Source organism: Erysipelatoclostridium sp. DFI.2.3, from assembly GCF_019132535.1.
GTDB classification, from domain to species: Bacteria; Bacillota_I; Bacilli_A; order Erysipelotrichales; family Erysipelotrichaceae; genus Clostridium_AQ; species Clostridium_AQ innocuum.
In genome coordinates this window covers 75362-90989 of the sequence record NZ_JAHOOJ010000012.1, presented here as the reverse complement: position 1 = coordinate 90989, position 15628 = coordinate 75362, and the positions used below count along the sequence as shown (strand labels likewise).

Genomic DNA, 15628 nt, shown 5'->3' with positions numbered 1-15628 from the left:
AATAAGTGCCACATGAATATCTCCTATTATAAACTGAAAAAAACGCTGATACCGTACTTTAACAGGGGAGGTATCAGCTTTTCTGTATGTGAACAGCGCAGCTTGTACACATGTATTGAAGCATAAGGCTTCCAAAGTGTGTTTCTTTATACGAAGAAATGGATGAAAATCAGCTATAAGGTGCGTAAATTTTGAATGATTTTCTCATCTATCAAGCGGTTGTCGTACTGCATTGCAAGTATGATACTGCCTGCATCGGGAGAAAGGATTGGCGCAGTGAGCGTTAATGTTGGTTCGATGGACAAATATTCCTTTAACGGCTCCAGAATATAGCTACCGCTTTTGAATACGCCTCCGCTATAGGAAACAGGGATATTCTTGGAAGTGAAGGGCAGCTGCCGGTAAATCGCTAGATAAATATCAGCAAGCTCTTTTGCGGCTTCCTGAAAAATTTTCATTGCGACAGGATCATTTTGCTTTGCAAGTGTAAACACTGTCTGCGACATCGCGGCAACTCTGGTTCTGTCAAAGTTCCAATTCACAACACAAGTGGTTAGGATATCACTGTCCTCCTGTAGATGATATTGTGTTTTCACAGCTTCATATAATGCAGTTTTTGGTTCTCTGCCATCGCTTTGTTTAGTGAAATGCTGAATCAGCCGACAGGCGATCCAGTAGGCACTGCCTTCATCACCGCCGAAGATATGGTGCCATCCTGCGCTTCTGCACATCTGCCCCTGTTCATTTTTCCCAAGTCCTATGGAACCGGTGCCTGCGATTACATTGATTCCTGCAGCTCCAGCCAGGGATCCTGCCAGTGCGTTTTCCATATCGTTGCCTAGCATGTGCGGTATTTGCGGATAAGCTTTTTTGACAGCCCTTTCGATGGCGGGACTGTCCTTTTCTATATCCCGATATCCTGCACAGGCGATAAACGCAGCGGCGATTTGCTCTACCTTTATCGCACTGCTATTCAGGCAGTCATACATGCCGTCCTGCATGACTTTGGTGACACCATCCAATCCGCATTGCAGATAATGACAGGTAGGCTGTATGCTTTGCGCCTGTACTCTGCCAAATGCATCACAGATGATGAATTTTGTCTTGGTTCCTCCCCCGTCTACTCCCAGATAATAGTTCATTCTTTCATATCCTTTCGTGCTGTAGAGTTTCGTTCGATGAATTTTGTTGGTAACAGGATATTGAGTATCGTCTCATCATGCTCGTGAATCAGCTGATACAGCCGCTGAACCGAACGTTTTCCGATTTCGTGTGTTGGTACATCCACCGTGGATAACGGTGGAATCATATGTGCAGTGGTGGAAAGATTGTTGAAACCGATGATGGAAATATCTCTTGGACAGCGAATATCCATTTCATACAGCTTTCCAAGGATGACGGATGCGAGTGTATCGCTTCCCGCGAAAATAGCGTCTGGGCGATTCTCCTGCAGCATCAGCTGTTCGGTTTCCTGCACACATTTTTCAATATCCCAATCGCAATCAATTACGATTGAGGGATCATAGGGAATTCCTGCTTTGCGCAGAGATTCACGATATGCGATCATCCGCTTGCTATCTAAAAAGCAGGTATTTGGCGCTCCGCCACCGATATAGGCGATTCTGCGACATCCGCAGGCTAGAAAATGATCCATCACCTGGAAGGTTGCCTCAATATGATCAAATCCGACGTTGTTATAGTCGCAGCAGTATGGATCGATTCCTACGATGTAAGGAATGGATGCTGTTAAAGCTGCGAAGGTATCCTTTGGCAAATCCTCCATTAAAAGCAGTCCATCCAGATTCTGTCTGCACATTTCCGATAAAATAGCGGGATCTTTTAATTCATTGTAATTTTTTATGGAAGAAATTGCCATCCCATATTTCGTGCTTTCCTCCTCCGCGGATGCTAAAATAGAATTGAAAAAGGGATCACCGTATTTCTCTGAAGTAACTGCCATGATACAGCCGATATTGTATTTACTGGTCTTGGCTTTGCTTTTGAAGGTGTAGTTCAGTTCACGGACTGCATCTTCAATTTTTTTTCGTGTAGCCTCTGTCGCTTTGAAGGATTCATCGTTGGATAGGATACGGGATGCAGTGGCAAGGGATACACCAGCCAACTTAGCGACATCGCGAAGTGTTGACATATAACCATCTCCTCTCTGTTTACTAAACATTATAGAACAAAATTAGGGAAAAAGCAAATAATTTAGTAAAAATATTGTCTGTAAGCCTTTACAAACAGAAAGTGTTGCGGTATACTGTGGTTGTAATCAACTAAATAATAAACAAATGTTTAGTAAACAAAGGAAGGAAACTGTTTATGAAAAGGAAATTTGCATTTATTGGAGCCGGTTCTCTTGACTTTACCAGAGGACTGGTAAGGGATATCCTGACATTTGATGCTTTCAGAGACTGTGAAATCATGCTGATGGATATCAACGAAACACGTCTGAAATATGCCAAGGATGGTGTTATGCGCATTGTGGAGGCAGGAAAGTATCCTGCAGTCGTTCATGCGACAACTGATCGCAAAGAGGCTTTAAAGGATGCTGACGGTGTATTGATCACTATTTTGCAGGGAGGTGTTGAAGTCTGGCGGCATGATATCGAAATTCCAAAGAAATATGGAGTTGATATCTGTGTCGGAGATACACGCGGGCCATCTGGCATCTTTCGGTTTTTGCGTACGGCACCGGTTCTACTGGATATCATTCGTGATGTGGAGGTGCTTTGTCCGAATGCCATTGTATTGAATTATACAAACCCTATGGCAATGCTGGTCAGCTATCTGCAAACGCAGACAGAAGTTAATGTCACTGGCTTGTGCCACAGTGTACAGGGAACAGCAGAAATGCTGGCAAACTGGATTGGAGCCGATCCAAAGGAGATTTCCTATACCTGTGCCGGTATCAATCATCAGGCCTTCTATCTAAATTACGAATGGAAGGGGAAAGATGCCTATCCGCTGATTCAGAATGCTATTCAGCGAGAAGAGGTTGCCAATGAGGAAATGGTTCGAATCGAGATGTACCGGCATCTGGGGTATTTTCCAACCGAATCCAGTGGGCACAATTCCGAATATAATCCTTGGTTCCGCAAACGCAAGGATCTGATTGAAACCTACTGTACGCATGGAACCGGCTGGAATCCGGGAGCATATGCCTATATTCTGGATGAATATCTGGAACGTGAGGATACCTGGGAACAGGAGTACCGTGATTGGGTGAATCAAGGAGACATTGATTTGAAACGGGGAGATGAATATGCATCCAATATCTTCAATGCCATCTTCGGAGATCACACACCGTATTTCTTCAACGGCAATTTGCGAAACAAAGGCTATATTCGAAACGTTATGGAGAATGCCTGTGTGGAGGTTCCGGTTGTTGCGACCAGCAAGGGGATTCATTCCATTCAGCAGATTACGCTTCCGGATCATCTGGCTCTGATGGTGGATCATTCTGCTCGCATCGAGGAGCTTGCTGTACAAGGAGCGCTAAACGGCGATCCACAGCTGATCTTTGAGGCGATACTCTTTGATCCATTGACGGCAAGTGTACTGAGTATGCAGGAAATTCACGATATGGTACAGGAAATGCTGCATAAAAACAAAGACTATCTGACATATTTCAAAACACTGGATTTAAAGGATTAAGACGGGAGTAAATCAAAACATTAAAGCAAAGCGAGGAGAAAATCGATGAAAAAATTAGTTTGCTGTGGATTATCAGCGCTGTTAAGTGCAACGATGTTCGGCTGTAGTTCATCTTCCGGGGGATCTGATGGGGATAAGGTGGAATTGACCTTCTGGGGACACCAGAATGAACCATGGGCAGCTTCTTATCAGAAAATTGCCAGAGAATTTGAGGAAAAGAATCCGGATATTCATATCAATATCGAATTCTTCCCATATGATCAATTTGAATCCAAGGTCCAAACATCCTTGATTTCCAAGGAAGGCGGAGCGGATATTTACGAGCTATGGGGCGGCTGGGGTCTGGATTTCGCCAGTACCGGAGCGCTTGCTGAGATACCGGAAAATCTGTCAAAGACCATTCATGACGATGTGTACCCATCTACGATTGGCGCTTTGGAATATGAAGGCAAGCTGTATGGTCTGCCAATGGAATTCAATATTGAAAATGGTGCTATGCTTGTCAATAAGAAATTGATGAGTGAACATAATTTAAAGACTCCTACCACCTGGAAGGAATTAAGAGAAACAGCGAAAAAAGCTACGAAAAAGGATGGGGACACCATTACAATCAAGGGCTTTGATTTTGTGAATTGGGATTCTGTACCATATATGTTCCTGTCCATGATTCTGTCCACTGGAGGCACCTATCAAAACGAGGACGGTAGCTTCAATCTGCAGACACCACAGGCAAAGGCAGCACTGCAGGAGTTGTATGATATGGTGAAGGTCGATGGTGTCACAACAATGGAAGGTCTTGATGGAGGCGGTGATATGGAAGGATATCAGCAGCTGTATGCAGGAAATGTTGTTATGGTTCCGCGCGGTCCGTGGACAATTGCGGAGGGCATCACCTCCTTCGGCCTGGAATATGGAAAAGATTTTGATTATGTATCTATGCCATGGTTTGGTGATAAGCCGGCATTTGCTGCAGAAACTGGATGGTCTATGGCGGTTAATGGAAACAGCAAGCAACAGGAAGCAGCATTCAAATTTCTTGAATATTTCTTCCAGGATGATGTGCTGATGAAACATAATATCGCATGCTCTCAAATTCCTCCGAAAAAATCTGTCGCATCCAATCCGGAATTTATCAAACAGATGCCATATGCCGAACCACTTGTAAAAATTCTTGACAAGTCGCAATTCATTGGTCATTTCAATACAGATCAGTTTAAGGAAAAGGTGAATGCAACCTTCCAAAAGCTGGTACGCGGTGATATTAAAAATGTTGATCAGGCACTAATTACTATGGAGAAGGAATTAAACGGTATTATAAAAAAATAATGCCAGTATAGGGAAGAGGACATCGCTCTTCCCTAATCTAAAAGAAGGTGAACCCATTGAAAAACAAAAAATTCGTTCTCATCGTCCTGATTCCAATCTTTCTCCATCTTATGATTTTTATGATTGGTCCCATTATCGGAGGTCTTGCGATATCATTCTTCGATTATAATCCTTTACGATCCGATAACCATTTCGTAGGTTTAGATAACTTTGTCCGTCTTGTACAGGATCCAGTATTCTGGAAAGCAACGAAAAACACATTGTTCTTCGTTGTGATTACCGTTGCACTGAATATCGTGATATCCTTGGGAATCGCACAGCTGATCAGTATGTTTAAATCTAACAAGACCCGAAGTCTCTTCCGTATGATTTTCTTCCTGCCATGTGTTGCCCCCTTGGTCGCTTCCAGTGTAGTTTGGGCAAAGAGTATTTTACCTACCACAAACGGACTGGCCAATATGGCATTGCGTACCCTTGGTTTAGCAGAGGTGAATTGGCTTGGAAACCCTGATGTGCTCATGTGGTCCATCATTGTATTCTCTATATGGGCAGATATCGGCTACAACATCATCCTCTTTACGGCAGGTATCGATGGAATCCCTGGTGAATTCTATGAAGCAGCTGATTTGGATGGCGCCAGCGGCTGGCAGAAATTCCGTCATATCACATTGCCTCTGCTGAAGCGAACCTTTACATTTGTGACCATTATGACACTGATTTCTCACTTTCAGGCATTTGCGCAGTTCGCTGTCATGGCAGTTCGTAATGGCCCGCAGAATTCAGGATTGGTTTTGACCAGCTATATTTATAAGACAGCCTTTGAAACTAAGGACATGGGATATGCTTCGGCAATCTCTCTGGCATTGTTCATGATTATTATGGTTGTTTCCCTCATCCAGCAGCGTGCTAATAAGGTAGAATGGGAGTATTGATATGAAAAAACATAAAATGACGAAACAAAAGGCTGTCCGCTATAGTATCTTTATCGGTCTTGCGATCCTTGCAATTTTCTTCATCATGCCGTATTTCTGGATGCTGTCTAATTCTTTCAAAAGCACACAGGAGATTCTAGTTAATCCAAGACATCTTTTGCCGCTGGAGCCAACACTCAGCGGATATGAAAAGGTATTGACACAATCCCCGTTCTTCACCTGGTTTAAAAACAGTGCATTTATTACGGTGACAAATACCGTCATTATTCTGTTCACCAGCGCACTGGTAGGCTATGTGTTCTCAAAATTTCAATTCAAACGCAAAAAGCTATTGTTTGCCATCCTGCTTGCCAGTATGATGGTTCCCGCACAGACAACTATGATTCCTTCATTCCTTTTGATCAATTCACTGGGATTGTATAACAGTGCAGGCGCTTTGATTCTACCCTCCTTCGTAAACGCCTTCGGTATATATCTATGCAAGCAGTTTTGTGATGAGATACCAAGAGAGCTTATTGAAAGTGCTAAGCTGGACGGGGCAGGAGATTTCACGATTTTCTGGAAAATCATTATTCCTCAGATACGACCAGCACTTGGTGCATTGGCTATCTTCACATTCCTGAATTACTGGAACGATTATCTGAATCCACTGATTATGCTGAATGAGGTTAAGAAAATGACGTTGCCGTTGGCTTTGTCCTTCTTCGCATCGCAGCATATGGCTGACCTTTCCGCAACAATGGCTGCTTCTGCATTGATTATGGTGCCGGTTACTGTCGTTTTCATGATTTTCCAGAAGCATTTCATCAAGGGTATCGCGATGACAGGTATGAAATAAAGGAGAGCAGATATGGCAAATTTAAGGTTAGAGAATATAAATAAGATATATGATAATAAGGTACAGGCTGTTTTTGATTTCAATCTGGAAATCAAGGATAAGGAATTCATTGTTTTTGTAGGTCCGTCCGGCTGCGGCAAATCCACGACGCTTCGCATGATTGCCGGTCTCGAGGAAATATCCAGCGGCAGTCTGTATATTGATGATGTACTGGAAAATGATGTGCCAAGTAAGGACCGTGATATCGCCATGGTATTTCAATCCTATGCGCTATATCCGCACATGAGTGTCTATGATAATATGGCGTTCGGCATGAAAATCAAAAAGGTGCCAAAGGATGAAATAGATAAGCGTATTCACGAAGCAGCGCGAATTTTGGAAATCGAACCATATCTGAAACGCAAGCCAAAAGCACTATCCGGCGGACAGCGGCAAAGAGTTGCTCTGGGGAGGGCAATTGTCCGCAATGCCAAGGTGTTTTTGATGGATGAGCCGTTATCTAATCTGGATGCCAAGCTGCGCGTGCAGATGCGTTCTGAAATCATAAAGCTGCATGAACGCATCGGAGCGACGACAATTTATGTTACTCATGATCAGACAGAGGCTATGACGATGGCGAGCCGCATTGTTGTTATGAAGGATGGGTATATCCAGCAAATCGGAGCACCGAAGGAAATTTACGAGCATCCGGCTAATATGTTTGTGGCAGGCTTTTTAGGAAGTCCAGCTATGAATTTCATCGAGGGAACGTATAAGGAAGGTATGTTCTGCTTTGATGCACATTCAATTGAAGTAAATAATCTTGCGAAGGAGAGTCTGAAAACCTATGAGAATAAAAGAATTATCATGGGAATCCGTCCGGAAAACATCTACATGGAGGAAATCGTAGCACAGACCTATCCAAAATCTGTCATAGACTATCAGTTGGATGTAAAGGAACTGCTGGGAAATGAATATATACTGCATGGGACGATCGGTAATACGCCGATGGTTGCCAAGGTAAATGCGCGTATGGAGCTGCAGCCGCATCAGATGCTGAAACTGACGATAGATGCGAACCGTATGAATTTCTTTGATCCGGAAACAGAAGAGGCAATTCATTCATGAACGATCTCTATTTATCACAGTTTGACCCGTATGCAGAATGTATAACACCACAGCATCCGATATGCAAACCGAAATTTCCGGTATTCGATATGCATACACATATGGGTAATCTGGTTCCCGGCCCCGGTTATGCGGCACTGTATAATACTGCGGATTATGTCGAAGCTTTGCAGGATGCTGGCGTTGCACATATCGTGAATCTTGATGGTGTCTGGGGAAATGAGCTTGATGCCATGATTCGTAAGACGGAGGGTTTTGAGAATTATATAACTACATTTGTATGGATCGATGTATCCAGAATTGATGATCCGGATTTCAAGCAATGGGTGCGTAATCATTTGATGGAAGCTTATCGGAAGGGAGCACGCGGTATCAAGATGTGGAAGGTCATTTCACTGGAATACAGGGATACGTACGGCAGGTATATTCGAACAGATGATTCGCGTCTGGATGTTGTGTATCAAACAGCAGCGGAACTGCACATGCCAATTTTAATTCATATTGCGGATCCAGTAGCGTTTTTTAAGCCTGCTGATCGTCATAATGAACGCTTTGAGGAATTGAACTGTCATCCTGACTGGCAGTTTGGCAAACCGGGGCAGTTGTGCTTTGAAGAACTTATGGATATGCAGGATCGTATGGTGGAGAACCACCCGCAAACAACCTTTATAATTGCACATTTCGGCAGCTATGCGGAAAATCTGAAGCATGTTGCACTGCGTCTGGATCGATACGATAATATGTATGTGGATATGGCGGCGCGTGTAGCAGAGCTGGGGAGAGTGCCCTATTCCAGTAAAGCATTCTTTGAAACGTATTCAGAACGCATTGTATTCGGAACGGATTGCTGTCCGCTGGATCTGGGACAGCATTCTATTTATTACCGGTTTCTGGAAACCATGGATGAATATTTTCCATATCAGCCAAATGGCGAGCTTCCGGGACAGGGGAGATGGCGAATCTATGGAATCGGTCTATCGGATGAAATTTTGCGAAAAGTCTATTATCAGAATGCATGTCGTATTATGAATATGGATGAACAGCAGTTTTTGCTACAGAATAAATAAGCCTTGAAAAGCAATGGTTTTCATGCAACTATTGCTTTTTTGTATAGGATTATTACTGTCAAGTAAAGCTTTATTGAAATAGAGATTGTCAAAGCAGCTTTTTATGTTGTTTTCTGTTGTACAGAAATCGGATAATCTCTTCTGTATCATATGAGCTTTGCAGAAAATCATATGTGTGTCATACAAATATCCTTTAAAAAGAATGGTTGCAAAGTGCCATTTTAAGCGCTATACTATAGTTGTATTCAAACGTATAACATAATAGATAGCAGAAAGCAGGTTGAAAAACTTGCTTTTTTAGACTGTTTTTACTGAAAAGATACACTTTTTCCTTCATATTTGTCTATTTTCCTTTCATTCATATATGTATACGTTTTGAGATGGGAGGGATAGATAATACGAATTTCTTATTTTTAAATGTTTGAAAGATGGAAAAAGGAGGAATACATACTGTATGAAAAAATTATTAACGTTATTTGCTACGATAGCTCTAACTGCCGTATGCGTAACGCCAACCCCTTTGTATGCGGCAGATGTACAAACGGAAAAGACGAATGAAACTGTATCAAATGCTGTTGCTGAGATCAATGGTACATCCTATGCATCGTTGTCTGAAGCGATTCAGTCAGTACAAGAAGGACAATCAATCAAATTACTTCAAGATATAAATTTAACAGCTTCTATTGATGTAAAAGATAAAACCTTTTCACTAGACCTCAATGGGTTAAACATTAAACAGGAGCTGAATGATAGTGTTGGTAAAACAAATGCACCGATTCGACTGTATAATTCATCAATGACAGTCAATGATAGTGTTGGTACTGGTTCAATTTTCGGGTATCAGTGTGCAGTGGGAGTATTTGTTAATTCCAGCTTGATATTGAACAACGGAAGCTTAAAAGGTGAGTGGTATGGCATCGCTGGTAATGGTCTCAATAATAATGGTACCACGATTGTGATAAATGGTGGTTCTATTTCTAATGCAGATCCTGATGGTACAGGTGCAGCAATTTATCATCCACAGACCGGGGAAATCACAATCAATGGTGGTACTGTTAAAGGTGATCTTGGTATTCAATTATGTTCCGGTAATCTATCTGTAATGAATATCAACGGAGGTACTGTCTCAGGTACCGGAGCAGACAAAAGAAACAGCAAAACAGGAGATGGTGCTATCCCGGATGGTGCAGCTATTTCTGTTGTAAATCGCCCTGGTTATAGCTCTATTCCAAATGTGACAATCTCAGGAGGAACCTTTACATCAAGCAGCAGCGAAGCTTTACTTGCATATACATGGAGCAAAAATGAAAATAAAGAATGGGTTGTATCTGATTGGGCGAATGCAAAAGAAAATGTGAGGGTTAATGGTGGTATTTTCAATACAGACCCAACTGCTTATGTAAGTAATTCATATAAGGCATTCAAGACTAGTGACGGATTTGCCGTTGCACCGCTTGCAAGCAATATAACTTTATCTGAAAACGAATTAACATTGGAGGAAGGAGCCAGCAAAACAGTAACAGCCGTTCTGGCACCTGAAGGAACTCTTGAAACGGTAACCTGGTCAAGTGATAAGCCTGAAATAGCAACTGTAAAAGACGGAAAGGTTACTGCACTGAAGTCTGGTAAAGCTGTAATCACAGCGGAAACAGAAAGCGGTAAGAAAGCTTCCTGTACTGTTACGGTTACCAAGCCTGTAGCAGTAGAAACTCCTTCTATTGATACATCCAAACCTACTGATGAAATCAAGGTGGGTGTAAATGATGAGAAAGCAGAACAGTTATTGAAAGATGTAACTGATCAGATTATTGCAGGCTCCAGTGAGTTCACAGATGCAGATACAGCTAATGCTGTTATTAAAGCTGCAAAAGCAGGCAAGACAGTAACGGTTGTTGCAGATGTGCAGAAGGCTGATTCCAGTAATGCTCAAGTACAGGCTGATGCTAAAAAAATTCAAAAGGAACTGGAAGCATTGACCGCTGAAAGTAATAATACAGCAACAGTGGCAATGTATCTTGACCTGAGTGTCTTAATCAAAGCAGATGATACTGTATTAGGAAATATTACAAATCTGAGTACCCCTATGAAATTCACTGTTGTGGTCCCTGAGAATCTATTAGCAGAAGGAAGAGAATTCTATATACTTCGTGTTCATAATGGAGCTGTTAATAAAATAGTACCAGAGCATAATAAGAATATTTTAACCTTTGGAACAGATCGTTTCTCTACTTATGCTGTCGTATATGAGGATAAAAAAATTGATGATAACGGAACTACCCCGGAACCAAAACCAGAGCCAACACCAGAAAAGACGATTTATAATGTTGTCTTTGTCGATATGAATGGCGCAGTGCTGAGAACTGAAAAGGTTGAAGCTAACAAAGCGGCAACAGCACCAAAAGCACCGGAAGTTGAAGGCTATCGTTTTGTGAAATGGGATACTGATTTTACGAAGGTAACCAAGGATTTGCTTGTAAAACCTGTTTATGAAAAAGTAGCAGCTACAGAAAAACCGTCAACACCTGAAAAACCATCCAATGATAAGAAATCACCGAATACCGGAGATACAACAAATGCAGGTCTCTTTACAGCATTTGCACTGCTTGGATTAGTTTCGATGGGAATTATTGCTATTCAGCGTAAAAGAAAACAATTGATGAAATAATATCGTCATAAATAAAAACCGGATTGCCGGTTTTTATTTTGTCTCATTCTGTTCCTTTAGATATATGTCAACTTCATGAGAAGTTAAACGTCTTATTTCAGCGTTTGGATATCGTTTAAATCTCTCTCTTTGATATAGAGGTTTCTCATTGAGACATACCTTATGGTTGTTAGTATAAGCGGCTGCAATGGAGGGGCTATTAAAAATCTTATAGGAATATCGTCCTCTTTCATTTTTGATTTCATAGATTCCGCAATTTGTTTCTGCACAAATATCAGCACTACGCAGATACAGCTTGGCGGTTTCCAGTGTTTTGAAAGGGAAATTCCATCTTTGCAGACCACTTTTCTCCGTCCTATTCACGCAGATGCACCTGCCACAGGTTCCACATATGTATTGCAGATGATTTTCCAGACAATCTCTGGGATTCAATATAGGTGTTGAGCGGTTATTGATGCTGTAGCATTCTTCACATTCCTTCATGACAGTTCTCCTTTTTAAATCACAAAGCTGATTGCCGTTAATGTTTCCAATTAGGCATCCTGCTGCTGTATATGACAAGTATACACTATGACACACTGTCAGAGTCAAGGATTGTAATCACATATATAATTAGAAATAGAAAAGATAGTGATAGCAATTCCTAGAAAGACAGGGAATGCCCAACAGAATAGAATGTTTCGTCCATATGAAAAACTTTATTAAACAGAAAAAGGGTTTTATCGCCCTGTGATTTGCATTATGCAACAGCCTTCGTATTTATTTCATAAACAAGCAAAAGCCCTGCATAGGTACATTCGTTGCCAATATTATTATGAATTTGGGGAAACAAGCAGATGAAAAACTGTTTTATAAGTGTAAGCTTATAGAACAGTTTCTCGGCGTATTTATGTATGATTATTGGCTAATCATAACCTGATCCTTTAGCTCCTGCAATGTATTACATGTCAGTATCAAGCTGGATACATTCTCTATCTGTTCATCGTTCAAAGAAAATAGCCAGACTGAGCAATCCTCATGGTATTTACTATCCAGCTGCTGGAGCAGCAGTGATATCTTTCCTTCTATTCTACCTTTGTGTATACCAACTTTCTCTCCTTCGATTTTACCTTCTTCTTTCCCTTTAATGATTCCTTCTTTCATCCCCTCTTCATAGCTGTCCTCCAAGCCATAGCGGTAACGTGCCTCTCCCATCTGAATCGCCATTGCGGTTGACCACAGCTCATCATCCTTCTGCATTTCCTCGTACTTATCCATGAATACCTTCACCAGCCTTTCCTTTGACTTCAGTATATCATTTTTTTCATTATTTTCAAACAGGTATATCAGCTGTTCAAAGTCATTCAGCCTCTGCATTTCCTTCTCCTTTACGATGTCATTGATTGCCGGCATATGAATATAGGTACGAAGGATGAGCGGATAGTAGCTTTCATTCTCTCCCTGCTCATTACGCATCTGATACTGATTGATCAGATTTCTGTTATTCCATGCATATTCGTCAATGAAAATAATCTGATATACTGGCTTTAAATCCCTGTACTTCTTACCACTGTTGAGCTGATTGTTCAATGCTCTGGCACCGTAAAATTCAAAGCGCATCATTTCTGCTAATCCCTTGTAGGTCGTCTGCATCTCGATATTGAAATGGCGGTTTTGTTCATCCTTCACATGAACATCCAGAATGATGCGCTTCTTTCCAATGATGCCCGGATCCAGATTGGGATTGAGCACGGTGCTTTCCTTTACCCGGATTCCGGTAACACGCTCAATGATGGTGTTGCGGGCGTACACAGAGCCTTCATCCTCACGGGAAAGGGTGTACTTAAAAAATAGATCGTTACTGTAGTTGAGTTGATTTGTTGCATCTGACATTCATATGTCCTCCATTCTGTAAGGGTTCCTTACACCCTTCTATACGTATGGAATCTGTCAAATTCCTAAAAAATCCACAAATTATTGATATTTCATGGATTCTAAACTATAAGATACATGAGCATGCAAACCACTATACAATCTTCTATAGGACCTTTCCGTATAAATTATCAGAATGTTTGTAGGAGACGGCTGTTTTATCCCGTAAATAACTGCAATCAAAAGATTTTAAAGTATTTTCATGCAGAATCATGTTGCTATTTTTACCGCCGTTGTTACACGCTGTGGCGCTCGCACATGGTTTACCTGTGTGAATGGTATATTTCATAAGCTCTTTCCCATAAAATCTTTTTCGTAGGAACCGCTTTATGCTACAATAAGGGCAGAGGTGAGCAAACATGAAGGAAATAAAAATTACAGATATCAAAGGCTTTCAGGTTGGGCAGGCAGAGAATCAGAAGGCGGGGACAGGTTGTACCGTTATCCTATGCAGAGATGGCGCAGTTGCGGGAGTCGATGTCAGAGGCGGTGGACCGGCTACCAGAGAAACCGATCTTCTGCATCCGATCAATATGGTACAGAAAATTCATGCTGTAATGCTGAGCGGAGGCAGTGCCTACGGTCTTGATGCTGCCAGTGGTGCCATGCAGTATCTGGAAGAACACGGTGCAGGCTTTGACATGCAGGTAGCCAAGGTTCCTATTGTCTGTGGTGCGAGCTTGTTCGATTTGTCCGTTGGCGATGCACATGTCCGGCCGGATAAGGAAATGGGCTATGCGGCATGCGTGGACGCAGAAAATGATACGGTATTAGAAGGAAATCACGGGGCGGGGACAGGAGCGAGCGTTGGAAAGCTGCTGGGCTTTGAGCATGCTATGAAAAGTGGTATCGGAACCTGCGGTATACAGGTTGGTGACCTGCAGGTTGCTGCTATCGTAGCTGTAAATGCCTGTGGAAATGTAGTGGATTATGAAACAAATGAGCTGCTGGCGGGTGTTTATGATTCCCATAGCGGATCTGTTTTAAAGGCACAGGATGTTCTGTTTCAACAAATGGATGCTCTGCGAAAGCTGCCGGAAGGCAATACGACAATCGGCTGTTTTGTGACAAATGCAAAGCTTGATAAGGCGCAGTGTACCAAGATTGCAGGAATTGCACATAATGGCTATGCGAGAGCGATTCATCCGGTACATACCATGAGTGATGGAGATTCTATATTTGTACTCAGCAGTGGTGAGGTTGAGGTTATGGCTGATGCTGTCGGTATGCTTGCGACAGAAATGATGGCAAAGGCGATCAAACGCGCGGTTTTACACGCAGAATCAGCTTATGGGCTACCGGCCCATAGTGATGTAATATGCAAATAACCTTCTATCACTGGGGATATCAGTGTCCTATCATTGCAGAAATGCTGGAGCTGTTTCAAGAAGCTGCCATGGATGATGTAACCTGCATTGATATCACAGGTCAGGAAAAGCTTGCATTTGAAAAACAGCTGTATTATCCCTTTCTAACTATTTTCAATCAGCAGCTGCACTGGTATGGTCCTGTTACAGCTGCGGTATTAAAGGGAGTGCGGGATGGAGCCATTACAAGGGAGAAACCGTATGTTATTGAGCAGTCCTACGAGGAAAAAAGAGGTGAATTGCTTCCACTTACCAGTGAAACCCTGGCATTGACCGCAAAGGGATGCACACTGTGTGCGGATTGCGCACAGATGAAGAAAAAATCGGATTTTCTCAGCTCCTGCGGACTCACCACATTTGGTTTTATCCATCAGCTGGAGGGACAAATCGTAGGTGGTGTTGAATGGATGCCATCCTTACAGGTTCCATATCCGATTCCCAAGGATGCGCACACGGCTTTTTTAACATGTGTATATCATTCCAGTGAAGAGGCAGACTATAAGGCCTGGCCCTTGCAGTGTATGGAGAAAGAGCTGTTTAAAATCTACCGGAGAATACTGGTGATATGTGATGAGGAAAGTACGTTTCCCAACGGGACGAAAGATTGGTTTGAACGACAAGGGTATTGTGATCTTGGCTTGATACAGGTATTGGATGGCTATGCCAGACTGCACTTACTGGAAAAGAAGCGAAGCGAATAATATGGGATGAAGACAGTATACGCTATCTATAATGGATACTGTCTTTTTTATGAA

At 42.2% G+C, this 15628-nt stretch carries 13 protein-coding genes; 9 read left to right on the top strand and 4 right to left on the bottom strand.

Annotation, left to right across the window (positions count from 1 at the left end; translation table 11 throughout):
• Positions 1-173 precede the first annotated feature (173 nt).
• Positions 174-1142, bottom strand: a complete 969-nt coding sequence (locus KSZ58_RS13455) for an N-acetylglucosamine kinase (protein WP_009270868.1) — start codon at positions 1140-1142, stop codon at positions 174-176.
• Complete coding sequence (locus tag KSZ58_RS13450; RefSeq protein WP_002609572.1) at positions 1139-2149, bottom strand: LacI family DNA-binding transcriptional regulator; 1011 nt, start codon at positions 2147-2149, stop codon at positions 1139-1141. Before KSZ58_RS13450 ends, KSZ58_RS13455 begins: the two co-directional genes overlap by 4 nt.
• 176 nt (positions 2150-2325) lie before the next feature.
• On the opposite strand from KSZ58_RS13450, the gene melA reads away from it, so the two are divergent.
• The 7 genes from melA (at position 2326) to KSZ58_RS13415 (ending at position 11595) form a co-directional block, all read left to right on the top strand.
• A complete protein-coding gene (melA, locus tag KSZ58_RS13445) occupies positions 2326-3660 on the top strand; it encodes an alpha-galactosidase (RefSeq protein WP_009270867.1) in 1335 nt (444 codons plus the stop codon).
• 45 nt (positions 3661-3705) lie between these two features.
• Positions 3706-4986: an ABC transporter substrate-binding protein gene (locus tag KSZ58_RS13440; protein ID WP_008816823.1), complete on the top strand. Its 1281-nt coding sequence runs from the start codon at positions 3706-3708 to the stop codon at positions 4984-4986.
• Between the two features lie 56 nt (positions 4987-5042).
• The gene (locus KSZ58_RS13435; protein WP_009270866.1) at positions 5043-5918 is read left to right on the top strand and encodes a carbohydrate ABC transporter permease; all 876 of its coding nucleotides are present in this window, start codon (positions 5043-5045) and stop codon (positions 5916-5918) included.
• Between the two features lies 1 nt (position 5919).
• The gene (locus tag KSZ58_RS13430) at positions 5920-6756 is read left to right on the top strand and encodes a carbohydrate ABC transporter permease (protein ID WP_002609581.1); all 837 of its coding nucleotides are present in this window, start codon (positions 5920-5922) and stop codon (positions 6754-6756) included.
• A gap of 12 nt (positions 6757-6768) precedes the next feature.
• The gene (locus KSZ58_RS13425; RefSeq protein ID WP_002609583.1) at positions 6769-7863 is read left to right on the top strand and encodes an ABC transporter ATP-binding protein; all 1095 of its coding nucleotides are present in this window, start codon (positions 6769-6771) and stop codon (positions 7861-7863) included.
• Positions 7860-8930 carry an amidohydrolase family protein gene (locus KSZ58_RS13420; protein WP_008816819.1) on the top strand — a complete coding sequence of 357 codons (1071 nt, stop codon included), beginning with the start codon at positions 7860-7862 and terminating at the stop codon, positions 8928-8930. The genes KSZ58_RS13425 and KSZ58_RS13420 overlap by 4 nt, the downstream gene beginning before the upstream one ends.
• A gap of 454 nt (positions 8931-9384) precedes the next feature.
• Positions 9385-11595: an Ig-like domain-containing protein gene (locus KSZ58_RS13415; RefSeq protein WP_009270862.1), complete on the top strand. Its 2211-nt coding sequence runs from the start codon at positions 9385-9387 to the stop codon at positions 11593-11595.
• 33 nt (positions 11596-11628) lie between these two features.
• Here the strand turns inward: KSZ58_RS13415 and KSZ58_RS13410 are convergent, their stop codons facing one another.
• Together KSZ58_RS13410 and KSZ58_RS13405 are read right to left on the bottom strand one after the other, a co-directional pair.
• The gene (locus KSZ58_RS13410) at positions 11629-12078 is read right to left on the bottom strand and encodes a hypothetical protein (RefSeq protein WP_002609587.1); all 450 of its coding nucleotides are present in this window, start codon (positions 12076-12078) and stop codon (positions 11629-11631) included.
• Positions 12079-12492: 414 nt separating this feature from the next.
• Positions 12493-13467: an Rpn family recombination-promoting nuclease/putative transposase gene (locus KSZ58_RS13405; RefSeq protein ID WP_009270863.1), complete on the bottom strand. Its 975-nt coding sequence runs from the start codon at positions 13465-13467 to the stop codon at positions 12493-12495.
• Between the two features lie 398 nt (positions 13468-13865).
• Here KSZ58_RS13405 and KSZ58_RS13400 point away from each other — a divergent pair, with 398 nt between their 5' ends.
• Both KSZ58_RS13400 and KSZ58_RS13395 read left to right on the top strand, forming a co-directional pair.
• On the top strand, positions 13866-14834 hold the full coding sequence (locus KSZ58_RS13400; RefSeq protein WP_009270864.1) for a P1 family peptidase: 969 nt from the start codon (positions 13866-13868) through the stop codon (positions 14832-14834).
• Entirely contained in the window at positions 14825-15574 is a 750-nt protein-coding gene (locus KSZ58_RS13395; protein WP_009270865.1) for a hypothetical protein, read from the top strand. Before KSZ58_RS13400 ends, KSZ58_RS13395 begins: the two co-directional genes overlap by 10 nt.
• Positions 15575-15628: the final 54 nt, after the last annotated feature.